Origin of the sequence: Mycoplasmopsis caviae (assembly GCF_024498215.1) — a bacterium.
GTDB classification, from domain to species: domain Bacteria; phylum Bacillota_I; class Bacilli_A; order Mycoplasmatales; family Metamycoplasmataceae; genus Mycoplasmopsis; species Mycoplasmopsis caviae.
Genome location: NZ_CP101806.1, coordinates 1,099,513 through 1,125,966 on the forward strand (window position 1 = coordinate 1,099,513; position 26,454 = coordinate 1,125,966).

Sequence of the window (26,454 nt, forward strand, 5' to 3'; positions counted from 1 at the left end):
GAAGAAAGCCTATCTAGCAAGACAAAAAAAGTTTTGCTTCTTAAGACCGACAGGTCTTAATAAGAACCAACGGCTCAATACTTATTAAATAAGTTATTTTTATTTCAATCAACAATTTATTTGTTGATTGAAGAATATTTAAAAGAAATTAACAAATGATGTCAATCCCCAAAAGTTATGAAAAAACTTTAGGATTGAAGACAAAATGAATTAATTAAAAGCAACTTCTTAATGATGTTGTATGTTTTAATATGCAAAATTTTAAAAAATGTAATTTAACATTTAAAAAATGCGGTAAACCTTAATGTTGTACACACAAAAACAAAAAAATAACACATTTTTTGCTGTTTTAGTTAAAAAAATAGCCAAACTTTTATGTGTTTTGGCTATAATTTTTACAACCTTAAAAATTGGACAAAATAGAAGAAAATTATCATGCTTTATCATCAATGAACTTATTTGCCATATTTTCTTTATAGAACTCTTGCACAAATAAAGCATCGCCTAGTAGCATATGCTTTGTTACAATTTAATAAAAAAATAGTAGCAATGCCACTATCTGATTTGGAGTTTTTAACATATGGTGCCGACAACTGGACTTGAACCAGCGACCCCATCCTTACCATGGATGTGCTCTACCGACTGAGCTATGACGGCTAATTACGATTTTTATTATAGCAAAAAAGCCACTAAAGTTAAAAAATAGTCAAAAACGACTAACGGAAAAATAAAAGTGAAGTTTCAACACAAGCAACACTTCACTTTTATAATTTTCATATTATCAATATGCAGCCGTGATTTCATATTTTGTTTCATCACTTAAATCTAATTCGCCATCTTCAATTTTAACTAATCTAAATATGAATTTAAATTTATTGCCATCTCAAGTAGTTTCTAAGTAGGTATTTGCTTTTCTTTCACCGTTTTTAATAATTGTAGGATTTAAATGATTTACTAATTCATATCCATTGTATACTTTGCTTCGTAGTTCACCATTTATTTTAAATATAGTTAAAGAGATTCCAATGCGATCTCTTCTTTCCGCAACAATTGACGGACCATGAAATGTTTGATCTTTGTAATAATATATACAGTCTTTAAAATTATTCATTCTGTGGTATGTGTCACTTCTACTTCCAAAATCAGGCTTACCTAGTGTTCCTTCATACATATGTGAATCATTTGCTGCCGGAGTCGATGGATTACCTGGAATAACTGGTTGTGATGTGTTGTTTGAACCTTTTAATTCTTCAAGATATTCAACATATCCTGATACTATCTCATACCTGTTATTAAGTCATCCTCATCATTTTCTAATTGGTTTTATGGATGCAACTGAATCACTTATTTCATCAAGAGCATTGTTGATTTTACTTGTTTCTTTCTCTTTTTCCTTGCCCAAATCTTTGATTAGATTCTTAGCGTGCTTAATTTTCTCTTCAATTTTTTGTTTAAGTTCAAGTGCTTGGCTACTTATTTCTTCTTTCTCATTACAACTTGCACTAATAATAATTGGAATAACCAAAGCACCACTTAGCAAAGGTGTAAATTTTAACATTTTTTTATTCATAATTCTTCCTATAAATTTTTCTAATTATTTGTTTGATAAATTATACATATTTATTTAATTTGGTTGTTAAACCTATAATGAAGGACAAGAAATTTATTTTTATTTAGGATAAATTACAATATTGGAGTTTGACTAAAAAGGCTATAAAACAGTGTTTTTAGTAAGAATGAAAATTATGAGAAGACATTGATAAATATATTTAAATAAAAATTAGCACTCTAATCATATTTGTGCTAAAATTGAAATATGCCTAAAAAAAGTTATTATGAAGTACTAGGTGTTCCAAAAACAGCTAGTGAAAAAGAAATTAAAAGTGCTTACCGTAAACTTGCAATGAAATATCACCCTGATAAATTAAAGGATGGTACTAGCGACCAAAAAATGCAAGAGTTAAATGAAGCTTATGAAGTTTTAAGTGATCCAAACAAAAAATCAAATTACGATCGTTTTGGTTCACCTGACGGTCCACAACCTGGCCAAGGTTTTGGAATGAACTTCAACGCTGGTATGGGAGATTTTAGAAAATTTACTCAAAATATTTTTGATACTGTATTTAACTTTGGTGATTCAGGTAGATCATCTAAACAAAAATCAGCAAAAGTTGAAAAAATTAGAGGTGATGATATCTACACTGAAATCATTGTTGATTTTATTGAAGCAATAAAAGGTAAGGAATTTAAAGAAAAATTAAACAAATTTGAAATTTGTGGAAAATGTAAAGGTACAGGTGCTGACAATCCAAGCGATATTAAAACCTGTAATGGTTGTCAAGGAAAGGGACAAAAAGAAACTCAAACTCGTTCTGTTCTTGGTTACATGAAAATGATTACAACATGTGACAGATGTAATGGTTCAGGTAAGCTAACTGGCAAGACATGTCGTGAATGTAATGGTAGTTTATATACCAAAAAATTGAAAAATGTTACATTCAAAATTCCTGAAGGTTCAGACACTGGTGACAAAATTAAAATTGATGGTTATGGTGAAAAAGGTCATAATGGTGGTGAATCAGGAGACCTATACATCGTAATCATTGTTAAGGAACATAAGTACTTCAAGAGAAGTGGTTTAGACTTGTTTCTTGATTTACCGGTTTCATTCTTAGATATTGTTAAAGAAAATTCTGTAATGGTTCCAACTCCATATGGTTTTGAAAGAATTAAAATGAAAAATACTTACCAATTTGGAAAAATTCTTAATCTAACAGGTAAGGGCGTTAGATCAAAAAGAGGTGTTGGAAATATGAAGGTCTCTCTTCAAATTCTTATGCCAAACTTTACTACTGATTTGTACAATGAAATGGCTAAGATTTTAGAACCCTATGAAGATAATGTAAATGCTGAATTTTCTGAAATGGTTAAGAAAGAAAGATAATAAGTCCGTTTGGACTTTTTTTATTATAATTTGTGTATGAAACAAAGCAATTTAGTAAAAGAAAAATTAGGAAAAATTTCAGGAACATATGAAGAAAATACAATGTTCAAGAGTTTGATTCAAAGTGATGAAAATCTTTTAAAAGATTTTCAATTATTTTGTGATATTTATAAGTCAAATGACTTTATTGAACAAAAATTTTTAAGCCATCCTGTACCACCGTTTGTAAGAAACAAGAATGATGAATTAGAACATTTTAATTTAAAAGAATGAAAAGATATCAAAAATAAAATCGACTCTTTTGATACCCAAAATTTTGATTTTTCAAACATTTTCTTTAAAAAAGTTTCTTTAAAATCTGGTGAATTGTCTTTTGTTTATGACTCTTATAATAATGATAACGAAGACTATGGAGAATTTGAATTTGGCGATGAATCAAAATTTAATAATAATGAAACATCAGTTTTAGCAAAAACAACCGAAGTTGTCATAAATAAAGTGTTCAAACTTTAAAATTCACGGTAATCAAAACTTGTTGTTAAATTAGGCTTGCTTATGATCCTTATTGTAGATTAACTATGGTCATAATTTAACTAAATTGAGATAATTGGTTATGCAAATTAAATGTTTTCTTTCTAATTTTTAAGGTTTGTTTTTCAAAAAAACGTTGTCAAATACACCCTTTCCCACTTATAGTATAAAAAATCAAATTTAAAATTTGCTTATAAAAACTACACAAAAGTGCTTTTTTGCAGTTTGCAAAAAAGTTCATTTTATAATTAAATTTAAGTATAATACTTGATAATTTTCTTCTATTTTGTCCAATTTTTAAGGTTGTAAAAATTATAGCCAAAACACATAAAAGTTTGGCTATTTTTTAACTAAAACAGCAAAAAAATGTGTTATTTTTTGTTTTTGTGTGTACAACATTAAGGTTTACCGCATTTTTAAATGTTAAATTACATTTTTTAAAATTTTGCATATTAAAACATACAACATCATTAAGAAGTTGCTTTTAATTAATTCATTTTGTCTTCAATCCTAAAGTTTTTTCATAACTTTTGGGGATTGACATCATTTGTTAATTTCTTTTTAAATATTCTTCAATCAACAAATAAATTGTTGATTGAAATAAAAATAACTTATTTAATAAGTATTGAGCCGTTGGCTCTTATTAAGACCTGTCGGTCTTAAGAAGCAAAACTTCTTTTTGTCTTGTAAGACAGGCTTTCTTCTTTTTAAAAAGAAGAAACAAGAAAAACTTACTTAAATGATTTGTAATTAGCGTCAATAAATTCCTTCATTTCTTTTGTAATATCATTTAACTTTTCAAGATTTTCACTTAATAGTTTTTAATAAATTCAATGTCTTTATTGTTTGGGTTTGCAGAATTCTTAAATATATTTTCAAGTTTTTCAAATGTACTGGATGTTCATGTTCTATTATGAAGCATGGTTTTAATTGTAGGCTCTTACACCTTGATGTTGTGGATCAAGATTTTTGATATTGCATATACATCGATTGCGCTCAATTCGTTTCCTTTCGGTACTCTGGCTTCATATTTTCTTTTCCCTCAACAAAGAATAATTTATTTTCAGGAGTTACCATAAGACTTTGCCTCTCCACTTTCAAACATAGAAACCCTAGCGCCATTATTATCAAATGGAGCAAGATATTTGTTGTCATATCTCACAGTATGATTAACTATTTTTCTTTTAATTACAAGATTCATCTCTTCTTCAAAAATTTCAGTATTTGGCTTTCTAAAAACATTTGATTTTTTACTTACTGCTTCGGCCTTTTTAAATTGTTTGTTGTATTCATCAATTAAAAGTTCAATTTTTCCCAAAAAGTCTTCAAAACAGTTGATTCCGTTTGTATGAAAGAATGTTCCTATTCATCTTTGCAATGTTCAAAATGATCTTTCAACATTTGGTTTTGCCTTTGGATTCTTGCTTGTTATAAGTTCAATTCCTCTTGCATTTAGTGCTTCTTCCATAGTTGTTCTTGTACTATCTGAACCTCAAAAAGTTCTTCTTCTATCCGTTATTATTACTTGTGGAATGCCATACCTTTTAAATAATTGTGTTAGAAGATTTTGATATCCAATTGTTGTTTCCTCAATGTCAATTCAGATTGCTAACAAACTTTTTGTTGTCGCATCAACAACATTATAAATATGGTACTTCTTACTTTCTCCAAAAGATGAAGTGGTGTTGCATCAATTTCAATAATTTGCCCAAAATCATAGTCAGAACTTTTATTTTGGTAAACACCTTTTAATGGATTTTTATTTAGAATTTTTTCATAAATTTTAATAAACTGTGCCTCGATTTTAGAAATATCTTGACCGTTTTCTAAAACATTCTTCTTCTCTTAAGCTCATTTTTTACTTTTCTCGTTGCATATGAACTGCAATAACCAAGTCTAAGCATTCTTTTATAAAAGGTAGTGAAAGGCAACAATTTTTTTCATCATTAGTAAGACTCATTATTGTAAAAATGCAACAAGGCTACACTAAGATCACCTTTTGATATTTTCTCAATATGTTCCACTAATTCATAATATCTATTAGTTAAATCAATAATAACTGAATCACTTACTTTCACACCCCTAAGTTTATTTTTATTACCATGTGATATACTGATTGCATCTTGGTTATTTGTAGATGCAATCAATATTTGATTTCTATATCTTTTAATTGTTTTTGTTGATGTTCTACAACCCAATTTTCCTAATATTTTTGATATTTCGGCATTTGGTCTATTTCAATATTGTTGAATTTTTTAAATCTAAAATTTTTTTATCTTCATAATCAGTTGTTTTACCTGTATCAACTGCTTGAAATCTGGTTTTAATTACAAGATTTTCCATAATTTAAATTCTCCTTTTTAAAATAATAATTGAAACCTAAAAATGGACAAAATAAAAGATAAAAACAGGGTGGACAAAATAAAATAAAACCATTATTTTATAATTAAATTTAAGTATAATACTAAATATTAAATTATAATTTAAACTATGATTGGTGTTGATATAGTTAAAATTTCAAGATTTGAAAAAGCAGAAGTTAATTTTGTCAAAAAATTTTTGCACCCTAATGAATTCAAAAAATTTTTATTAATTGATGATAACTTCTTAAAATCAAAATTTTTAGCTAGTATTTGAGCAATTAAGGAAGCGATATTTAAAGCAGATAATTCGCTGTATGAATTCAAAAACATTGAACTCAAAAAAGAAAGAGACACTTGAGAACACGAAAAATTTAATATTTCAATTTCACACGAGGAAGATTTTCTGGTAGCGGTGGTTTTGAAGAAGAAGGAGTAATATGAACTTTCACTTTAAAATGGTTTTTCTTTGATGAATATGACTTTGAAGAATTTACAGAATAAGAGCATATGCACGTAAGTATCGCGGTAACCCAGATTACTACACACCACAACAAAGATATGACTGATTACTAAAAAAAGTTAAAAGCTACTTAAAAATGTTTAATATCAAAGTTACTGTTGAGGGTTATGAAAATTTACCTAAATCTCCTTGTTTATTGATATCAAATCATAAATCAAATGCAGACGCCTTAATTTTGATGGAGGCATTGTCTAAGAAAACAAGTTCAAAGGAAGAAAAAAACAAGATCGCAACGTTCTTAGCTAAAAAAAAACTTTCTAAAAAGGCGGTTATTAAGAATGCATTAAATTTAATTGATGCAGTTTATATTGATAGACAAAATTTTAGAGAAGCATTTGAAAGCCTTGCTAAATTTGGTTCGTTTGTTAAAGAAAATAGGACTTATGGTGTTATTTTTCCAGAAGGCACTCGAGTTGATGGTGATGGTTTAGGAGAATTTAAAGCCGGTGCATTCAAAGTCGCAATTAGCCATTATTTACCAATTGTTCCTGTTGTTATTAGTGACTCAAGAGATGCTTTTAATAAAAGTAGAAGCAAAAAAATTGAAATCAAAGTTAAATTTTTAAGTCCAATGAAGCCTAGTTCATTTATGTCAATTGAACCTGGTGCACTGGCTGATAGAGTTAGAAACCTTATGGAAAGGGAACTAGAAAATGAAAGTTAGTTTATATGCCACAGATGATCATAAGTATGACATTAAGTTAGAAAACTTTGATGGTCCACTTGATCTTTTACTAGCTCTGGTTCAAGAAAAAAATGTTGACATTATGGATGTTGATGTTAGTGAGCTAGCTACTGCTTATTTAAAAATAATTCAAAATCTACAAGAGCATGAAATTGATGTTGCTGGAGACTATTTAGTTATGGCTGCAACTCTTTTAGCCCTTAAGACTAAAATGCTTCTTTATACACCGGAAGAAAAACCTGAAATTGAAGAAGACAAAAAAGAAATTCTACGTCGTTTATATGAATATCAACAGTTCAAAGAAATTTCTCAAACACTTAGACAACAAGAAGCACTACGCCGTGAAATCTTTATAAAGAGTCCAAGTGATGTAGAAGAATTTATGGTTGAAGATGACTCAAGTGCACTTGATGGTGCTTCAAATCCACTTAAGTTAATAACTACTCTTAGAAAAATGTTCGAGCGTACTTATGCAATGCAACTTAGAAGAACAAAACTTGAAACATTTAATTTAACACCTAAGGATCAAATACCTTTTATTCTAAATTTATTTGACCACTGTGAAACAGTTACATTTGAAATGATTTTTAGACAGCCATCACTTAATCACTTTGTTATTACACTTTTAGCAGTTTTAGACCTTTCTAGAAGACAAATAATCACAATGAGACAAGATAAACAATTTGATACAATTACATTTGAAAAAGGACCTGAATATGAAAAATAAAATATTAGAAGCTTTATTATATGTCCAAGGAGATGAAGGTTTGACACTAATCCAAGTTAAAGAAATATTTGGACTTAATACAATAGCAGAAGCTAGAAAAGTTATGAATGACTTCATTAAGTCATATAATGATGCAGACGGTGCACTAAAAGTTGTTAACTTTAACGAAGTTTATAAATTGGCTACACGTGAAACTTATAAAGAATATATTACCAAAATGGTTCAGGTAGTTAAAAAACACCGTTTATCAAATGCTGCTATTGAGGTTGCTGGTATTACAGCTTACAAACAACCAGTAACACGTTCGATGATCAATAACATTCGTGGCGTACAAAGTGATCAAGTTTTAAACTCACTTTTAACAAAAGGGGTTATTGAAGAAGTTGGAATTAGTCCAACACCAGGTAACCCAATTCTTTATGGAATCACAAACAAGTTTTATGACTATTTTAAAATTAAATCTCTTGCAGAATTGCCAAAATTAACTGAATTTAACTTTGTTGATGGTGTTGAAAACGAAGCAGAAGATTTTAACTTATTTGATAGCCAAAGACCTGAAAACTATGATAATTAATATTTAAAGGTGCTATTTTTAGCACTTTTATTAATATTAAGAAAGGCACAATGCTTAAATTTATCTCAACAAAAAACGATGCTGGCCGTAAACTTATTAGTTATCTTAAGAAAATTTTAGCAAACACACCTACTTCACATATTTACAAAATATTGCGCAATAAAGATGTCAAAATTAATGGTATAAGAGTTAACAATTCTCAATACATAATTAATGATGCTGATGAGATTTTAATTTATGGTATTGAGCAAAATGATTATCAGGAAAAGGAATACAATTTTGAGTCTAAAAATCAACTTAAAATAATTTATGAAGATGAAAACATTCTTATTGTTTCAAAACCAATAAATGTTGCAGTTCACTCTGAAAAAAATTGTTTAGATATCCAAGTTTTAAATTATCTAAAATATAGTCAAAGAGATAGCTTTAAACCAAGCCATATAGGTCGTCTTGATAAAGCAACAAGCGGCATAATGATATATGCTAAAAATTATGCTTCACTGGTTGAATTAAACTATAAAACAGGTTTTTTTGAAAAAATATATAAACTTAAAAGTGATTTTAAACAAGATAAAAAAATGGTTGAAATTAATGTTGCACATGATGAAAGACTAAGGAAAATGGTGGTTTCAAATAGTATAAGCGATCCGGTTGCAAAAACTTATTTTTATACCAAGGATAAAGAAATTTTTGCTTCAATTTTAACTGGTAAAAAACATCAAATTAGATTAAGTATGAGCTACTTAAATACGCCAATTTATGGTGATATAAAATATGGTGGCAAGGCTGATAAAAGGTTGTATTTGCATTGCTTTTCAATAAGATTCAAAAATCTTGATAATGGTTTAAAATATTTAAATAATAAAGAGTTTATTGACCCTATTAATTGATAAGGAGAAAAATGAAAAAGGTTACAAAAGATGAACTTAAAAAAATAGTTGCTTCGCTAATGCTAGAACCAATTGACGAAGTTTTAGATCAAATTATGGCTGAATGAAAAGCTTTAAATAAAAACCTAAATATGCTTAAAAAACTTGATACAACAAATGTTAAAGCACTAAGTCACATTAATGAAGAACCGCTTATAGATTTTTTAAGAGAAGATGTTGAAGACGCATCATTCAGTATTAGCAAACAAAGTGCACTAAAAAATGCAAAGGACCATGACAGTGAGTACATAATCACAACAAAGGTGGTGAAATAAATGAAACTAAAAGTATTGGGTAACTTTGAATTAGCACAAGCTGAATTAAAATCAAATAAAAACAACGCTGTCTCTTATGTATATGATAAAGCATTTAAAGATGGCAATGGCTTATTAAACAATGCAACTTTTACAATTAAAGAAGTTTTTGCAACTAAGGATGCAAAAACTACTGCTTCAAGCAAAATTTTAGAAAACTTTGAGCCAAATTATAATGCTACCTGTGTTCAAAAGTTAATTGATGCAGGTGCAATAAGAGTTGCAAAAGTTTACTGTGATGAATTAGCTCTTGGCGGAAGTGGAACATTTAGTGCCTTTGGTCTAATTAGAAATCCACTAGATAAAGAAAGATTGAGCGGCGGTTCATCATCTGGTTCAATAGCCACATTAACTAATAATATATCTTTTGCCCTCGCTTCTGATACTGGCGACAGTGTTAGACTGCCTGCTAGTTTTGAAGGCAAAGTTGGTTTTAAACCAAGCTATGGGGCAATTAGTCGTTATGGTATGTTTGCTTATGCATCAAGCCTGGACACTGTCAGCTACTTTGCTCACAACGTTAATGATATTGCTCTAATTTCGCAAGTTCTTTATGGTGTTGATAATAAAGATTTTACTTCACGTGAAGTAAAAATTGATAATATTAAGCCAACTAAACCTAAGAAAATAGGAATCCTAGATGTCAAGGAAAATTTAAGTTCTTTTGTTTCTAATAACTTTGATCAATTAATTAATAAACTTCAAAAAAACAGTGATCTCAAAGTTGAAATTATTAAACCTAATGTCGACTTACTTAATTCAATTAAAGCTATATATGACATTATTTCATACTCAGAAGCAAGTTCAAATCTTGCCAATTTAAATGGTATTGCTTTTGGTTCAAGAAAAGATGGCAAAAATTGAGAAGAAATTATGACTGCTACTCGTAGTCAAGGTTTTGGTAAAATGGTGCAAAGAAGACTAACTTTAGGTAGTTTTTTCCTACATTCAGAAAACCAGAATGAACTATTTTTAAAAGCACAAAAAGGGCGCAGACTTTTTAAAGAATACTGAGATAATTTGCATAAAGAATATGACATTATTATTTATCCTGCCTATGCAGATGTTGCGCCATATATTGAAAAAGCTAACAAAAACTACAAATATATGGGGTACATTTTAACAGGTTCAAACCTTGCTGGTAATCCATCAATTACAATTCCTTGAATTAAGAAAAATCAACTGCCAATAAATTTAGCAATTGATTCAGCAATCTATCAAGATCAAAAGCTTTTAAGTTGTGCATTGTGACTTGAAGAATTTTTAGGAGGTGAAAATGAGTAATTTTGAAGTCATTATTGGTATCGAGATTCATTTGGAATTAAATACTAAGACAAAAATGTTTTCGCCTGCTAAAATTGACTTTAATGCAGAGCCAAATACAACCATAAATCAAATTGATTTAGGTTATCCAGGAACACTGCCATTAGTAAATAAGGCTGCTGTTTTAAGTGGAATTAAGTTAGCTAAGGCACTAAATATGACTATTGATGATGAGCTGCACTTTGATCGTAAGAATTATTTTTACCCAGACTTACCTAAGGGCTATCAAATTACACAGTTTTTTAGGCCAATTGGTTCAAATGGCTATTTAACAATTAATACTGATAAAGGACCTAAAAAAATTCTTATTGAAAGAATTCACCTTGAAGAAGATACTGCAAGACAACACCACGATGACGAGGGAACTAAGTTAGATTATAATCGTGCTGGTGTGCCATTAATTGAAATAGTAACTTACCCAGTTTTAAGAAGTGCAGATGAGGCTGTTGCCTATGTCGACTTAATTCGTAAGACTGCTTTGAGTTTGAACATTAGTGATGCAAAAATGGAACAAGGTAGCCTGCGTGCTGATGTTAATATTTCACTTAGACCATTTGGATATAAAGGATATGGTACAAAGGTTGAGATTAAAAATATGAACTCATTTAGAGCAATTAAGAATGCTATTGAGTTTGAAATTGAATTCCAAAAGAAACAAATTTTGACCAATAAACCTATTTTACAGCAAACTAAGCGTTATGATGAAGCGACTCAAAGCACAGTTGTAATGCGTACAAAAACAGGCGAAGTTGATTATAAATACTTTCCAGAACCAAATATTCCATTCATTAAATTGAGCAAAGAGTTAATTGATTCTGTTAAGTTAGATGAACTTCCTTGAGAAAGGGAAGCAAGATATAGAAGCGAAAATATTAACAATATTTATATAAATAGTCTTGTAAATGATCTTGAATTAGCAAAATATTTTGACTCAATTAAATACGCTGATAGAGATAAATTATCTAAGTTATTTTTTGCTGAAATTGTTTCACTTGCTAATAGCAAAAATGTTCATCCCTTAAAGTTAAATATTAAAAATTCATACCTTCTAAAAGGTATTGAATTAATGGATCAAGACATTATTTCAGGTCGTTCATTTAAGAAACTTGTTCCTTTATTAGTTGATTTTGAAGGTGACTTTGATAAACTGGTTACTGATAATAATTTAAAACAAATTAGTGATGAAGTTACTATTACAAAGTGGGTTAATGACATAATTTTGCAAAATGAAGGTGTTATTAATGAATTTCCAAGTAGGCAAGAAAGAGTGCTTAAATTTATTTTGGGTGCATTAATGAAAGTTTCAGGGGGTCAAATTAGTCCAATTAAAGCCAATGAAATTTCTCTTAAAATTCTTAATGCTAAATTCAAATAATAGTTTAAAACAAAGTGATGAATTGTCACTTTGTTTTTTTAAAATATTTATCCTGGTTTACTCAATCCACTATTATGCCTATCAAACAGCGGCTTTGGTAAAATGTGAGTATATAAATTTTAATAAAAAATGAAGCGTTTGCTTCATTATTATTATTTCTTTTCTTTGTGGTCTTGGTGTTTTTTACATTTTGAACAATATTTACTTAATTCAACTTTTTCTGGTGTGTTTTTCTTGTTCTTTTTACTAATGTAATTTTCCATTTTGCATGTTCCACAAACTAGTGTAAAACCATCTCTTGGCATTTTAACCCTCCTAAAAAGTTCAAAATTCTTTTATTATTATATAAAGAAAAGCAATTTTTAAAAATATTTATTTTACAAATTAGTAGACCTTAATATAATCAAGCCCTTTTGCATTACGTATTGAAGCAATTTCTTTTACGGTATTACTAAAATCTCTTGCAGTGTCTCGTGTGTTCTTAATTTGATTTCAAGTTAGCATATAATATTTAAATCTATGGGGCATCATTCTCTTCCCTTGAAAATTTTTGTCCATTGAAGCATCCATTGATGGATCATTTCATGTTGGGTCAAAGTAATATTCCTTGCCATTTATTCTAACCATATTTCAAGCATGACCTTCTTGGCCAGAAGTAGTTGCTGCTGGTCCACCGATGTATCAAACCGGAATATTCATTAAGGTCAGGAATCTAGAAAATGTTCTAGCATAGCCTTCGCAAACAATTCTTCTTTTTTGAGCAGTAAAATAAGAATAAGGACTACGGCATTGTGATCTTAATGGTTCTTTATCTGAATTTTTTAATTCTCAATTTATCAAATACTCATTGTTTTCAACTACTCAATTGTGAATAGCTCTAACCTTTTGCTCAATTGTCATATTTTTTGAAATAATCTTGTAAATAACTGCTGTCATTAAGGAATTAAGTTCAACTTCTTCCCTAGCACTATCTGTTCTATAACGAATACTATCAGGTTTGATCAATATTTTATTATTTGTATATGAAAGTGTTGTGTCCGCAACATCATTGAAATAATTGCTTCCGCCTGTTATGTCATATCAGGTTGAATAAAAATCAGCAAATAGTTTATCTTGTGAACGACTTGAGTTGTGTCTAGTCAGTTGTAATTGAGTTGTTATTTTTCCTTTAAATAACAAGTCTTTTCGAATTTGCAATACTTGTTCTTTACTTAATGTGTCAACTGCTTTAGCAGTTTTGAGAAAATCTAAATTGTTTAAATCAACCTCATAAGCGTCCTTAAGATCAAAAGACAAGTCAAGGTCTTTTTTGTAATAATTTATTGATTTTTCAATGTTATCTAAAATGTTTGTAAAAAATCTAATATTTCCTTGGATTGTGTAAGGGTTGTCTTCGTAATTTTCTAAGATATATCTAATTGTTGGATAAGGAGTGCCATTAATATTTGCTGTTAGACCTGTGTTAAGTTGATTAAAACCAATAGTAACAAAATTTTCATAAGCATCTAGATATGTTTTATATCTGCCCTCATGTAATCCAAAAGCATTATAAATTTTTTCATTAAGTTCAATTAATTCATCCCTGAGTTTCAAGGCTTTATTAACTAATGCATTAAGTTGTGTATTTCTTGTATGTTCAACACTATCAATATCACCAACAAAATTCATAACCTTTGACAGTGATAATGCTTTCTTATTTTCATTCAATTGCATTTCTGCAATAGAGTCAGCTTTTAATCCATACTTATAAATACGATTATCTATTTCTTCAACTTTTGGAACTGGTTTTGGTTGAGGCTGTGGTTTAGGTTTTGGTTGAGGTTTAGCAACAACCTTATTATCTTCGGTAGATCCTGTTTGGTTTTTATTTGGCTTTTTAGTTGGTTTAATGTCTGGTTTATTTATATCTTCATTCGGTTCTTGTTCTTCATTTTTCTTCTCTTTAGGAAAGATACATGAAGTAGCAAAAAATGGTAATGAAACCGTTGCAGATAGTAAACTGAATAAACTAAAAATGTTTTTTGTTTTTCTCATTTTAACCCTTTTTTATTCTAATATTTTTCGAACAAAAACACCTGTTTTATAGGTGTTTTTGAAAATTAAGCTTCGTATTTTTCTGGATGCTCTTTCATCATTTTTTTAATGAATTCTTTTTTAGGCAACTTACCATATTTATCCATTAATTCTTGACATTCTTTAAGTTCAGCCAAAGCTCATTTTTCACCTTCAAAACCTTGAACTTTTGTTGCACCTTTTTTCTTTCAATTTTTGTAATTACTAAAGAATGTTTCAATGTGCATTAAAAATGGTTCTGGTAAGTCTTCTATCTTCTTAATTTCATCCAAACGATAATCATCTGCATGCACTGCAATTAATTTTGTATCAGTTTCACCCGAATCAATCATTTTCATTGCACCAATAATTCTTGCATTAAGTACAACACCTGGTGTAAATGTTTCAGGAGAATAAAGTAACACATCTAACTCATCTCCATCTCAATCAAGAGCAGTAGGTATAAAACCATAATTACATGGGTAGACAAAATCTCCTCTCAAAATACGGTCTACATGAATATTACCATCAGCACGATCAAATTCATATTTTATGTTTGAATTCTTTGGAATTTCAATTTTAATTTCAATAATATTACTCATATTATTATTATATGTTATATGTGAAAAAGCGGTAGAAAATAGCACTGTAAATTTCCAAATTTAACAATTTATAAATAAAGAAAAACAAATTAATTTAAATTGTGGTAACACAAAATTGACCAATTAAAAATTTACTAATATAACTGTTTTATAGGTATATTAGTAAATTTTTTTGACTAAAAGTGTCAAACATATAAGTCATTGTGCAGTTTTACTGTTTTTCATTTTTAATCTTTTATTAACTAGAGAAATATTTGCCAGGAGTGAAATTAATGGAATCTTGCTCAGAAATACTTAAATATTCATTTGAGTTAAATTTGTAAATCTCGTTATCTTCTTCAACTTCGAATTCATAAAAATATTTGCCTGGTTCTTTATTTTGAGACTTAACATTATCATGTAATTTTGTTAAATTATTTATATCGATATCTTTTTCATTTATAAGTTTTTTGTTGCCATTATAATAATGGTAAAATTTTGCTTTTATTGATTTAATTTTACTCTTATCACCAGAAAAAGATAATTCTGTTTCTAGAATAAAATCATCATCGTAAAATTGGCTCTTTGAAAAAGTTGTAGAAATATTAGAATGTAATCCTAAATTAGATTTTGTATGTGAACTAAATTCTCATTTGGTTTTCCTAATATTTGAAACATTTGAAAATATGTAATTTTGCTCCTCTGTTCCGAAATAACCTTTAATTCATAAAAATCCGTTGTGTTCAAATTGATTTAATTTGATACTTTTTAATTCTTTTAATGAAATGCCTTTAAAAACTAGTTTACTTGCATTGTTCATTTCGCTTTCATCGCTTGGTTTTGTTTCACTAAAAAATACATCATAGTAAAAATGCTTATTTAATGTGTCATTAACTCAATATTTGTCTGTTAATTTAAAATTTAGACCTTGCAAATTACTATTAAAAACATTAATGTTACTTTGTAAATCATCAATCTTATAAAATGTTAGCTTACCTCATTTATTTTTAACTGCTTCATTTAATTTTTTTAATAATAAATCAATCCTTGTTGAAAACTCACTATACAAATTATTATCATGGTAATTAGTTGATAAATTTAATTTTTGACTTAATTCACTTTTTAATTCATCAAATTCTTTTCTCAAATTTAGTGGTAAATAAACTGATCTTGTAGACAAGTCTGAATACATATATGAACCAAATTGAAATCTTGCTAAAGCAAATTTACGCAATAATTCGTTATTTGTTTTTTCTTCCTCAATGTTTTTTAATTTGTCATCCATAATTATTTTTTTAGTAACATCGGGATCAAATTTTGTATTTTCATCCAAATTAGAATTGTATCTATATAGGTTTATTTCTCCATTTTTAACATAGAAATCAATTTTTTTATTTGCTAAAACTAGCTCACTTGCTTCAGTTGAAACATCTTTTGTTAAAATACAGCAAGAACTATCATTTTTTGTTAAATCATAAACTTTTAATGTGTAGTCTGATTCTGTGCTTGTTGTTGCGTCTTTTTTATAATAAAAATGATAAAGCAAATTTTTCTCCTGGAAAATACGTGCACCTGCTGCATTTTCACTTAACACTATTTTATTTGATAATTCATCAGAAGATTCAAATGTTTGAATCTCATTCTTAATCAACTTCATTTTCGTGCTTTCTAACTGAAATCTAAATAGGCCAATATGACTTTTACCATCTTTCATGTAATTTGAAATAGTATATCAATTATTCTTTCAGTAGAAAAATCTTGATGGGCCGTTTTCGTGTTTTGAATGATACATTGTTATGCTTGAATCTTCAACATAATTTAGATTATTATTTGGTTTTTTTATTTGATAAAAAATGCTATTGCCATAAAAGTTTCTATCGCCAGCATAAGAAGGATCATTTAATTTGTCTCATGGTAAATGAATATTCAAAACATTTGTAACCTTCATCCCTTTAACAGGATTTGGGATTGATAATTCATAATTTGTTAGTAATTGATCAATTTTTCATCTCTCGCGACTTGTATAATCAAACTTACCTGAAGGTAAACTTGCACTTGGTGGTGTATCAAATTCGGTACAATCAGTAAAATATCACTTTGGTTTATCGTCTGTATCTTGTTTTACTTTTACTGCTACAACTTTATGAACAAGTTCATCAGTTGATATTGGAACTGCTTTAACACCAACAAGGTTTAACAACAAGGCTAAAAAGGTAGCATAATGATGACATACTGCAATTTTAGTCTGAAGTGCTGTATATAGTGGTTGTTTTTCTTTGTGGAAGTCATAAGTAAAGCAATCAGTAACATATCTTACCAAAGTATAAATTTTATCAATATCGCTCATATCACTTTGTATTTGATTAATACCGTTTTTTATGAATTCATACATTAGTTCTTTAATTTTTTTATTACTAATCATTTCATCATAGTCTCATTTTTCTCAAGATTTTTCCATTGAAAATAGTCTAAAAAATTTGTGATTTTTTAAGTTATTGTTTATTTCTTTGTTAAAAATAGAACCATATCAATTTGCCTCATTTGGAAATGAAAAATCACTTACATTTGTGTGAATATAATTATAATCTGCTCAATGATTAGAATATCAATTTAACATTGCTTCAGTCATATTTTTTGCATTAAAATATTGGCTTCTAAGGTTATATGAAGAAGTTTCATAATTTGAAACTAAATTGTTAAATAACTCTTCAAGTTCTTTTATTTCATCCTCATCTTTACCAATTTGTGATTTTCTAAAATATGAAGAGTTGATTGATCCCTCAATACCATTAGGGTTTGAACCATAAAAAACTGAATTGTGATTTTCGCTTGACAATTCATAATTATTTCATCTTATGTTTTGTTCACTTGAAGACCAGCCATTCCCTGTTTTATATTCACCAGGAAGAGTCGACTTTGAACCTTTATAATTTTTTTCTATATATTCCTTGTATTCAACTAATTTTGAACTTTTAGCTTCTAAATTCAAAATTTCAGTTTTTGTATCTGAAACAATATTGTCTTTTGTATTTTTGATTCAATACATAATTTCAATTGAATCACTTGTTTTTAACCTAACATCTATAATTTCACCACTAATATTAGCCGGCAAGCCCGAAAGGGTTATAAAACCGTTATTTTTTCAATTTTCAACAATATTTTTTGCATATTCATTTTTATTTAATAAAACAGCTTTAACACCTATTAAAACATCATTTGTTTTTTGTTTTTCGCTTTGCTTATTATCAATTTCTTCCTTAATTGTAAAATCAAATTCTTTTGAAATTTTCTTATTTGGATTACTTAAAAATCTAAATGAAATAGAAGCCTTGACACTGTTTTTAGTAAAAATAAAATTGTCAAAATTTAAGAAATAGATTAACTCATCATAATGTGAAACATTAAATGCTTCCTTTTGCAATTTTTCAATGTTGCTTTTTGTAAAATCTGGTGATTTTAATGAAACCCGAATTGAATTTATGACTTCTTCTAAACTGGCTAGATTCTTAAAGCCAACAAAATTTCTCTTTTGTTCTTCGCTTATTAGAGACGTTTTCTTATCTTTAACATTAAATTTAATTGTCAAATTATTTTTAAAACCATCTTTTACTAATTTAAAATTAGTTATTTCAAAATTAGAACTATTGAAATCTAAAATTTCAAAATCTTTTATGCCTTTAATATCAGTTAACATCTTATTTTTTATGTCAGGTATATTAAATTTAACATTCAGAGCATATTTGTTAATATCAAAAGTGTCGCCTTTTGTTTTTCAATTACAACTTGCGATGAAAACAAAAGAAGTTGATAGTGGTGCAATTAATAAATTACTTAAAAACAATTTAGTTTTCTTCTTCATGATTAGGAACCCGCTTGTAAAATTTTTATTACTTAATATTTAAATTATATTTCATTTTCTAAGGTAATTAAGACATAAGCACTTATGCAAGTTAAATGGAAAATGGGTATTTTTGCGCTCTGAACATATGTATACAACATAATTAAAAATCAAAGTGTTGCAAGAACACTTTGAATATCTCTATAACTCTATAATGTTGTAATTGTTTTGCGAACAATCATTGTTACTCCAACAACTACTAGTAAAATACCAAAAAATATAGGAGCAAATAATTTAATTCTCTCTCAGGCAGGCAAATACATACCTGTTGCCTCATAGTTTGTTACTTTTGATTTTGGGTTATTTTTCTTATATTCTTCCATTTGTTTTTCTTTATAAAATTGTGCTTTTTCTTTTGCACTAGGGTAAAAGAAAAAGCTTGTAATTCCAATAAGAATAAATAAAATACCAAAAATAAATAAAACTAAATAAGGTGCATTTAATTGGTGTGTTCCTACATAATAAAATGGATTATTTGAGTGTGAATTCATATTATTTTGTGCTCCTTTTATAACTTTATTAAGTATAGCAAAATTGCTAATTTTGTTATTAAATTAGTTTGAGCACAAATTCAAATATAATAGCAAAAAAGCATAATGTTATCTTAATAAAATAAACTTTAATATAATTTAAATTACTATGAATAGAGAAATGAAAAAACCTAAAATAATCTTTATCGATCTTGATGGAACAACAATAGATAAGAAAACTAAATTTAAAAAAGACATTAGTCAAATTAATCAAGAAGGAATTAGGAAACTTAAAGAAAAATATGACCTTGACATTATTGTTTCAACGGGCCGCGGGGTTCTTGAAGCAACCAAAACATTGGCATCAAAGTGTGGAAACAATCAAAGCTTTGTGGCTTGGAATGGTGCTAAGGTTATTAAAAACAATGAAGAAATTTTTTCAGTTTCAATTGAGCCACAAATAGTGGAAGAAATTTTTAAATTGGCAAAAAAGTGAAAAATGTCAATTATTGTTAACTCTGACTTTAGGGGAGGGTTATATTCAAATTCACCACTTTTAAAGTTGGCAGCATATTTTAAAAAAGGCAAGTGTTTTAAACTAAGTGAATGAACCAACGAATCAGAAGTTTATAAATTATTATTTGTAAACTTCTGCAAAAAGAAGATTCACTTATTTGCAAAAGAATTGGAAAAATTATGACCTAGTGATCTTAATGTTTCAATTTCTGGCTTTAAGAATGAATTTTTAGAAGTAACATCGTCGTTTGCATCAAAAGGAACATCAAATAAATATTTAGCAAAAAGTTTTGGTGTCGAGCCAAGTGAGTGCTGACATGTCGGAGATTCACAAAACGACTCAAGCACAATTAAGCATATGGGTTATGTTATTGCTATGAAAAATTCGGTACCTGAATTTAAGCAAAAAGCAGATTTTGTCAGTCCTTTTTCTAACAAAAATGGTGGCTTATTTAAAACATTAGAAAGTTTGCTATCAAAATTTGATTAATAAAATTATTTAGTAGAAGAGAAACAAAATGAGAGCATTTTTTAATTTACAATTAAAGATTTATTTTAGACACGCATCAAGTTATGTTGTGCCTTTGGTTTTTGGTTTGTTTTTTATACTTATTAATGGAATTCTTAAAATAAGTTCGCCATCAGCAGAGATTTTTGAAAAATTACTTTATTCAATTAATTATCTTAATAATATCAACCATTTTTCGATTTTTATGATATTTATAGTTGCTACTTTTGTTTGCCAAACTGTTTTTTACAAGTACAAAAACGAAGGTGTTGATTATATTTTATATTCAAAGCCAATAAGTAGAACTCAAATTTATTTTGCTAATGTTTTGGTTTGTTTAATTGGACTTTTGTTTTCTGTAGCAATTATCGAATTGGGCTATTTTATAAGTAGATTCATTTATCCTGTCATTAATGTTAGTGAAATTTTTCAAGCTTCAGCTTCGCATTTATTAGCCATAAGTTTAAGTGCATTTTTTGCCCTTGGTATTGCAAGTTTAATTCACTCAAGTGTGGGTATAAGAATTTTTCAAATACTAATTGGTGCTATTCCTTTTTTAATAACAACTATTTTTGGTGTTGTCAAGTTTGCTTGATCAACTGACAACATTAGAACCGTTACTCGATCAACAAACAATGTTATTGCAATGTTACCAGCTAAGGAAAAAAGCAACACTAAATTTATTAATAAATTAAAGAATAAAATAAATAAAAATGAACCTATATTAATGAGTAGATACAATGATGATTTAAGAAATGTGCTTCTTAATATTAGCAATGAATCAGAGGATTTAACATCACATATAAACGACACTCATAAATCAATTTACAATTACCTGTTTTGATTAAATATTGAAAATTATTTCTCAAAACAGGCTGGTGCTTTTGACCACCGTATTAATGCCTTAAATAAAAAAATAAATTATTATTCAATTAATCCACTTAAAAATGATGGCACTCTGGACTATGAATTATTCAAGAAATATGGTTACAATTTAGAAAACAATATAACTTTTAACATTTGAAATGTCGAATACACAAATGATACTAAAAGTACTATAAAACAGGTTAATTCAAAAAATGTGTTTGGTGTTTCATATGATGCTATTTCGCTTCAAAATAAGTTAAATAGCAATCTGCAAAGCAAGAGTTTTTTATATTCAGCAATTTACAAAACATATAAAGAGGAAAAAATAGAGCCAATTCTTGATAAATTAAAATTGTTTGAGAATTTGTTCATAGATACCTTATATAAAAAAGTTGAAAATATTGATTTTTCAGTTCTGCCTTATACAATTAATTACGAAGGAAAAAAGGTACTTGTTTTATCAAAACTTGTTAAGGAACTTTTAATAATCAAGAATCATTTAGAAAAAAATAACAATGATTTATCGACATTGCCAACCAATATTTTGAATAATTGGTCGCCTTTTCTAAATCAATTTAACAAGCAAAAGATCGATGAATTGAGCGGTTTCTTTAATAATAGTGCAACTCTCTTAACAAAAAAACCTTCAAAGCCAAAGGCTAATGCTAACATAAGTGAAAAGATTAAATATCAAAAAGAGAGTAAGGAATACCATAAGAAACTTGAAGAAAATAAAGATCTAATTAAGAAAGCAGGCTACTTACTTGCTCTTCTATATGGTATTAATAAGGAAGAATTTGTTATAAGTTATCAAACTTCTAATGATAATCTAGATGAATTAAATGCACTTGAAGAAATTAGTAAAATTGAACTAATTAAATTAACTCCTCTTGATAGAGATTTAATCGTGGTGACTAGAAAAGAACATATGTCCCTTGCTTCAACAATTGTAATATCAATATTAGCATCAAGCACAATGATAGCCGGTGGATGAGCAATATTTATTAGAAGGAACTTTAAATAATGAAAGAAGATAATAAAAAAAGTAAGTGAAAACTTTTTTGAGAAAAAAAGAAGTTATATAAAAAGGAAATTAAGCAAGCTAAAAGTAATAAATATCAAAAACCATCTGAAGATGTTGCTATATCAATCCAGCATTTACATAAGTTCTTTAAACTAGATTGTGGAGATTTCAAAAAAGCACTTGATAATGTCTCATTTGATGTTAAAAAAGGCTCTTTTCATGGTTTTATTGGAGATAATGGAGCAGGAAAAACTACAACAATAAGATCTATTTTAGGTTTCTATCCATCAAAGATAGGTAAAATTTTTATCAACGGAATTGAGTCAACTAATAAGAAATCAAAAGAACTTATTGGTTATATTCCAGAAGTTTCCCTTTTTCCAAAGAAGATTAAGGTCCGAGAATATCTTTTAGCATTTGCTAAAATGTCAAATTTAAGTCAAAAACAAGCAGTGGAAAAAGTTGATAGTTTACTAAAAAAATACAAATTTGATGGAGCTGAATTTGAAAAGTCACCTGAACAACTTTCTTCAGGTCAAAAGAAAACAGTTTTGCTAATGCAAGCTTTGTTAAATGACCCGGAAATTTTAATTATGGATGAGCCTGCTGCTAATTTAGACCCAAGTGCAAGGGTAATATTTTATGAACAAATTAAGGATTTAAATAAACAGGGTAAAACTATTTTTATTTCAAGCCATATACTTCTAGAATTGGAAAGATATATCGACACCTTTACTGTATTAGCAAAAGGAAAAGTGCTTGACCATGGTACTATTGAAGAGAAGTTAAAAAACACAAAATATAATAAGAAGATTAATTCAAGCAACAATGAACTTATTGTTAAATTTCTGGAAACCAACAATTTTGATTATCTAGTTAAGCATGATTATATTTATATTAATATTATGTCGCAAGATGTTAATATCATATTTGAATACTGTCTAAAAAACAAGATAGAAATTTATAGTTTTGCTGAAAATAAACTAAGTCTTAATGAACTATATTTTAAGGCTGAAAATAGTGAATAAAAATAGAACCGTGTTAAATTCATGGTTCTATTTTTATTACAAACTTAACGTTTCATAGGTCCATTAGGTCTTTGAAATTGGTTATGTGGTCCTTGATTCATGTTTGTTGGGTTGTTAATTTGATAAGGGTTTTGGTGTGGCGGATATTGATTGAATCTTGGATTTGCATAGCCATTATTTGGAATGTTTTGATATTGGTTAAGTTTAGGTTGTTGATTTGGTTGTTGCTGAACATTTGGCTGATACATATTTGGGCCAAAAGGTTGTCTATATTGATTGTTATTAACTTGACGGAGTCTTGAAGCTTGTTGTTGTTCTTGTGGTTTATTTAAATTAAATCTTTGTTGCTCACTTTGAACATTTGGTTGTGGATTAACAAATGGTTTAGGTTGTTCAAGAACCTCTTGTTTTGGTTCAATAATTCTTTCGGTTTCTATTTTTGGAGTTGGTTTTGTTTGTTCAACTTTAACTTCTTCTGCTGCTTCTTTAATCTCTTCTTCTATGATTTCATCTGCAATACCTTGATCATTTTTTGAAACTTTTTCCTCATCAATTTCGGCTTCTTCAAAATCTGCAAGATTTTCTAAATCAACAACTTTTTTAACTTCTTCTTTTGGTTGATCTAAATTTTTCACATTTTGAATCTTAATATTTAAGTCAACTTCATTTTCATTTGTGCCAACTTCTTCACCACTTCCATCAATTTCAATTTCACTTGAAAGTTGATGACTATCATTCATATAATATTGGAAATCTAAACCAATAAATGAATCTTTATAAAGTTGTTCAATTAATTCAAGATGTTCACTTTGGTATTCATCGCTAATTTCTTCTCTTGCTTTTTCAAAATCAATTATACTTTTCTTAGTTTCAATTCTTTGGTATTCATCTTGTGTGAAATTCATAAAGATTTCTTTATTAATTATAACTTCTGCACATTCTTTGTTTGAAAGTGATTCGACAATGGCATTGGTTATAAATTCTCTTGATCAGTAAAATGATTCAGTTAAATTCATATCAAGATTTAATTGTGAGCATAAATTAAATGTTAATAAATATCCTATTCATTTAACTGGAATTGACTCACCGTTCAATTTAATATTTGCAAAAACTTTTTCATTATTAGCGTTTTCAACTATTTTGAATAATCTATTAAATTGTCTTTTCTTAACTGAATTTAATCGGTGTAATCAACCTTTGTCATCAAGTAAATTGCTGTATTCTTTTGTGAATAAATTCTTGTAAATTAAGAAAGCAAATAATTTTGTTCTGCTGTTTTTTAAAGTTTTTCTTGAATAAGTAATTAGATATCTACTTTCATTAGGTTTCTTAACTTTAAGGAATATTTCAAGTTCAGGATTATTTTTTAATATTTCTAGTTGACTTTCAATATATGAGTCAAAGCCTACTTCTTGATAGTGAATAGAACAACCGGCATAGGCTAACTCTTGTGCAATCTTGTTTTCTTCGCCAAGTGTTTCTTTTAGAGCTTTGAATGCATTTAATGCTAAATTGTTTTGGTTTTTAATTTTGCTAAATACATTGTTTTGCAATGAACTATTTACATATTTAACAATTTCTTCAAAATTATTGTTGTAATCTTTCTTAAATTCAGCCTTTACATCTTCACCCATTGTATTGCTTAATTTGAAGTTGTGTATTTCTGAATACATATTAAAGTCATTCATCAATACTTTACTTAATTTAAGATCCTCAATTTGTTTAATTCATGATAATTCTTTTGTGCCTAAATTTGCTTGAACTAATAGCTTATTAATTTGCTCTTTTTTAAATTCCCTACTGATTGGTAAAACTGTTAGTGAGAAGTCAAAGATATTTCCTTTATCTTCTAATGAAGCAAGTGTATTATCAATTACATAGAAGAACTTAATAGCTTTACATTTTCTAACATAAAATTTAGACTCATAAAACTTTTTGATTTGTTCCTTTTTGTCAGCAAGTTTAATTAAAATCTTACTTGTTCTCTTCTCTCTTCTCTTGTTCACAAGAGTATTAATATCTTTAATTTTTTTGATATATTCAAATGCATCATTTTCACCAAAATCTTCAATAATTAGAGCATCTAAACCTGCCTTATCAATTAAATTAATAAGATTTTCTTTGTCCTCAATAACCGCTATTTCCTTAGTCTCTTGAATAACAATATTTTTAGATTTCTTTAAATCAATCAAGTAATTTCTACCATAATAAATAGCAACTGCAAGAAAACCTACAACCATCCCAAAAAGAATAAAGGCTATTGGTAGAAAGAATGCAATATGGTTTAAATCAAACGTTTTGCTTCAACCTTGGTTAATAATTTTACGTGCACTGAAACTAAAGAAAACAACAGAAAGCAAGATAAAAATACTTGTTAATGTTGTCCATAAAACAATGTGTTTTGCACTTGTTTTATTACTTGCTACATTAATATTTTTCTTGCTAACTTGTCCTGTGATTTGGTTGATAATTTCTGACTCAAGTAAGTCTTTGTTTGCATTTGCCAAAGAAACATTAGCCATATTTAAATCAGTTCTGCTAGTTTTATATGTTTCAATAACATTTTTATTTTGTCCATCACGTGAACCAATAATCGCAATATTATTAACTTTATCATTATTGTTACTAATAGCAAAATCAAGTGATTTTTTATATAACTTGAATGCATTAGAATTTTTCATTTCTTCACTTGTATATAATTCTTGAGTTTCAATTTTGTGCTCGTCATTTTGAGCTTCGTTTTGGATGTTGCCGTTTCTTATACATTGGTGATTTGTAAAAGAAGAAGCATTATTGTTTTGTGACATCCTAACCTCCTAAATATAAGTAGTAAAATTATACATTATTAATTTAACTAATAATTAAATTGGAAAATCAAAAAAACGCTGGTTTTTTTTTTACGCTGTTTTAAAGGTTTTTTAATGAAAAAATTGGTTAAATTAACTAAACCCACATAAAAAAACAATCGTTATTTTTTGCTGATTGTACATTTAAAGGCTTGGTTTTTATGCTTATTTTAACTAAAACCATAAGCAAATTTGCACCTGCTTTTTGGTTGCTAATGCGTAATAAATATCGGGTACAAGCAACTATAAAATTCTTATAGTTTTTTTATTTTTTTAGTAGTAAATTTTACTTTTATTTGATATCATAATTACATAACTAATTTTAGTAACTGTATTAATTTTTACATCTTATAATAAATTCTTAATTTAAAGAATAAGG

At 27.9% G+C, this 26,454-nt stretch carries 23 protein-coding genes and 1 tRNA gene; 13 read left to right on the forward strand and 11 right to left on the reverse strand.

Features of this window, described 5'->3' with window-relative positions:
- Positions 1-581: 581 nt before the first annotated feature.
- Positions 582-657: transfer RNA gene (locus NPA07_RS05430), tRNA-Thr, on the reverse strand.
- Positions 658-778: 121 nt separating this feature from the next.
- Positions 779-1,570, reverse strand: coding sequence for a hypothetical protein (locus NPA07_RS05435; RefSeq protein WP_126118238.1), 792 nt, complete (start codon positions 1,568-1,570; stop codon positions 779-781).
- Positions 1,571-1,816: 246 nt separating this feature from the next.
- Between NPA07_RS05435 and NPA07_RS05440 the strand changes: the two genes are divergently transcribed.
- Positions 1,817-2,944 carry a DnaJ C-terminal domain-containing protein gene (locus tag NPA07_RS05440; RefSeq protein WP_126118237.1) on the forward strand — a complete coding sequence of 376 codons (1,128 nt, stop codon included), beginning with the start codon at positions 1,817-1,819 and terminating at the stop codon, positions 2,942-2,944.
- A 36-nt stretch (positions 2,945-2,980) separates the two neighbouring features.
- On the forward strand, positions 2,981-3,457 hold the full coding sequence (locus NPA07_RS05445) for a hypothetical protein (protein ID WP_126118236.1): 477 nt from the start codon (positions 2,981-2,983) through the stop codon (positions 3,455-3,457).
- A 768-nt stretch (positions 3,458-4,225) separates the two neighbouring features.
- On the opposite strand, the gene NPA07_RS05450 is transcribed toward NPA07_RS05445, so the two are convergent.
- The 3 genes from NPA07_RS05450 to NPA07_RS05460 all read right to left on the reverse strand — a co-directional run bounded on the left by NPA07_RS05450 (position 4,226) and on the right by NPA07_RS05460 (position 5,673).
- Positions 4,226-4,552: a hypothetical protein gene (locus NPA07_RS05450; RefSeq protein WP_256553202.1), complete on the reverse strand. Its 327-nt coding sequence runs from the start codon at positions 4,550-4,552 to the stop codon at positions 4,226-4,228.
- A complete protein-coding gene (locus tag NPA07_RS05455; RefSeq protein ID WP_256553203.1) occupies positions 4,533-5,090 on the reverse strand; it encodes a hypothetical protein in 558 nt (185 codons plus the stop codon). The genes NPA07_RS05450 and NPA07_RS05455 overlap by 20 nt, the downstream gene beginning before the upstream one ends.
- 331 nt (positions 5,091-5,421) lie before the next feature.
- A complete protein-coding gene (locus NPA07_RS05460) occupies positions 5,422-5,673 on the reverse strand; it encodes a hypothetical protein (RefSeq protein WP_256553178.1) in 252 nt (83 codons plus the stop codon).
- Between the two features lie 292 nt (positions 5,674-5,965).
- On the opposite strand from NPA07_RS05460, the gene NPA07_RS05465 reads away from it, so the two are divergent.
- Genes NPA07_RS05465 through gatB form a run of 8 tightly spaced genes read left to right on the forward strand, consistent with a single transcriptional unit; the run spans position 5,966 to position 12,285 of the window.
- The gene (locus NPA07_RS05465; RefSeq protein ID WP_126118235.1) at positions 5,966-6,274 is read left to right on the forward strand and encodes a 4'-phosphopantetheinyl transferase superfamily protein; all 309 of its coding nucleotides are present in this window, start codon (positions 5,966-5,968) and stop codon (positions 6,272-6,274) included.
- A 1-nt stretch (position 6,275) separates the two neighbouring features.
- On the forward strand, positions 6,276-7,022 hold the full coding sequence (locus tag NPA07_RS05470; protein WP_126118234.1) for a lysophospholipid acyltransferase family protein: 747 nt from the start codon (positions 6,276-6,278) through the stop codon (positions 7,020-7,022).
- A complete protein-coding gene (locus tag NPA07_RS05475) occupies positions 7,012-7,770 on the forward strand; it encodes a segregation/condensation protein A (RefSeq protein ID WP_126118233.1) in 759 nt (252 codons plus the stop codon). Before NPA07_RS05470 ends, NPA07_RS05475 begins: the two co-directional genes overlap by 11 nt.
- The gene (scpB, locus tag NPA07_RS05480) at positions 7,760-8,344 is read left to right on the forward strand and encodes an SMC-Scp complex subunit ScpB (protein ID WP_126118232.1); all 585 of its coding nucleotides are present in this window, start codon (positions 7,760-7,762) and stop codon (positions 8,342-8,344) included. Before NPA07_RS05475 ends, scpB begins: the two co-directional genes overlap by 11 nt.
- A 50-nt stretch (positions 8,345-8,394) precedes the next feature.
- Entirely contained in the window at positions 8,395-9,237 is an 843-nt protein-coding gene (locus NPA07_RS05485; RefSeq protein WP_126118231.1) for a pseudouridine synthase, read from the forward strand.
- Positions 9,238-9,245: 8 nt separating this feature from the next.
- Positions 9,246-9,548, forward strand: a complete 303-nt coding sequence (locus tag NPA07_RS05490) for an Asp-tRNA(Asn)/Glu-tRNA(Gln) amidotransferase subunit GatC (protein WP_126118230.1) — start codon at positions 9,246-9,248, stop codon at positions 9,546-9,548.
- Positions 9,549-10,871: an amidase family protein gene (locus NPA07_RS05495; protein WP_126118229.1), complete on the forward strand. Its 1,323-nt coding sequence runs from the start codon at positions 9,549-9,551 to the stop codon at positions 10,869-10,871. It abuts the gene before it with no gap.
- A complete protein-coding gene (gene gatB, locus NPA07_RS05500) occupies positions 10,864-12,285 on the forward strand; it encodes an Asp-tRNA(Asn)/Glu-tRNA(Gln) amidotransferase subunit GatB (RefSeq protein ID WP_126118228.1) in 1,422 nt (473 codons plus the stop codon). Before NPA07_RS05495 ends, gatB begins: the two co-directional genes overlap by 8 nt.
- A gap of 152 nt (positions 12,286-12,437) precedes the next feature.
- On the opposite strand, the gene rpmG is transcribed toward gatB, so the two are convergent.
- The 5 genes from rpmG to NPA07_RS05525 form a co-directional block, all read right to left on the reverse strand.
- Positions 12,438-12,590, reverse strand: a complete 153-nt coding sequence (gene rpmG / locus NPA07_RS05505) for a 50S ribosomal protein L33 (protein WP_126118227.1) — start codon at positions 12,588-12,590, stop codon at positions 12,438-12,440.
- 79 nt (positions 12,591-12,669) lie between these two features.
- Positions 12,670-14,319 carry a transglutaminase domain-containing protein gene (locus NPA07_RS05510; RefSeq protein WP_174705416.1) on the reverse strand — a complete coding sequence of 550 codons (1,650 nt, stop codon included), beginning with the start codon at positions 14,317-14,319 and terminating at the stop codon, positions 12,670-12,672.
- A 65-nt stretch (positions 14,320-14,384) separates the two neighbouring features.
- The gene (locus NPA07_RS05515) at positions 14,385-14,939 is read right to left on the reverse strand and encodes an inorganic diphosphatase (RefSeq protein WP_126118226.1); all 555 of its coding nucleotides are present in this window, start codon (positions 14,937-14,939) and stop codon (positions 14,385-14,387) included.
- A gap of 238 nt (positions 14,940-15,177) precedes the next feature.
- The gene (locus tag NPA07_RS05520) at positions 15,178-18,777 is read right to left on the reverse strand and encodes a transglutaminase-like domain-containing protein (RefSeq protein ID WP_126118225.1); all 3,600 of its coding nucleotides are present in this window, start codon (positions 18,775-18,777) and stop codon (positions 15,178-15,180) included.
- 188 nt (positions 18,778-18,965) lie between these two features.
- Positions 18,966-19,307: a hypothetical protein gene (locus NPA07_RS05525; protein ID WP_126118224.1), complete on the reverse strand. Its 342-nt coding sequence runs from the start codon at positions 19,305-19,307 to the stop codon at positions 18,966-18,968.
- Between the two features lie 148 nt (positions 19,308-19,455).
- Between NPA07_RS05525 and NPA07_RS05530 the strand changes: the two genes are divergently transcribed.
- The 3 genes from NPA07_RS05530 to NPA07_RS05540 are packed head-to-tail and all read left to right on the forward strand — an operon-like array spanning position 19,456 to position 23,229.
- Positions 19,456-20,292 (forward strand): HAD-IIB family hydrolase, encoded by an 837-nt coding sequence (locus NPA07_RS05530; RefSeq protein ID WP_126118223.1) that lies wholly within the window; start codon positions 19,456-19,458, stop codon positions 20,290-20,292.
- A 28-nt stretch (positions 20,293-20,320) separates the two neighbouring features.
- Positions 20,321-22,201, forward strand: a complete 1,881-nt coding sequence (locus NPA07_RS05535; protein ID WP_126118222.1) for an ABC transporter permease — start codon at positions 20,321-20,323, stop codon at positions 22,199-22,201.
- Positions 22,201-23,229 (forward strand): ABC transporter ATP-binding protein, encoded by a 1,029-nt coding sequence (locus NPA07_RS05540; RefSeq protein WP_126118221.1) that lies wholly within the window; start codon positions 22,201-22,203, stop codon positions 23,227-23,229. Before NPA07_RS05535 ends, NPA07_RS05540 begins: the two co-directional genes overlap by 1 nt.
- Positions 23,230-23,273: 44 nt before the next feature.
- Here NPA07_RS05540 and NPA07_RS05545 read toward each other — a convergent pair whose 3' ends face one another.
- Positions 23,274-26,036: a YobI family P-loop NTPase gene (locus tag NPA07_RS05545; RefSeq protein ID WP_126118220.1), complete on the reverse strand. Its 2,763-nt coding sequence runs from the start codon at positions 26,034-26,036 to the stop codon at positions 23,274-23,276.
- Between the last annotated feature and the right edge of the window lie 418 nt (positions 26,037-26,454).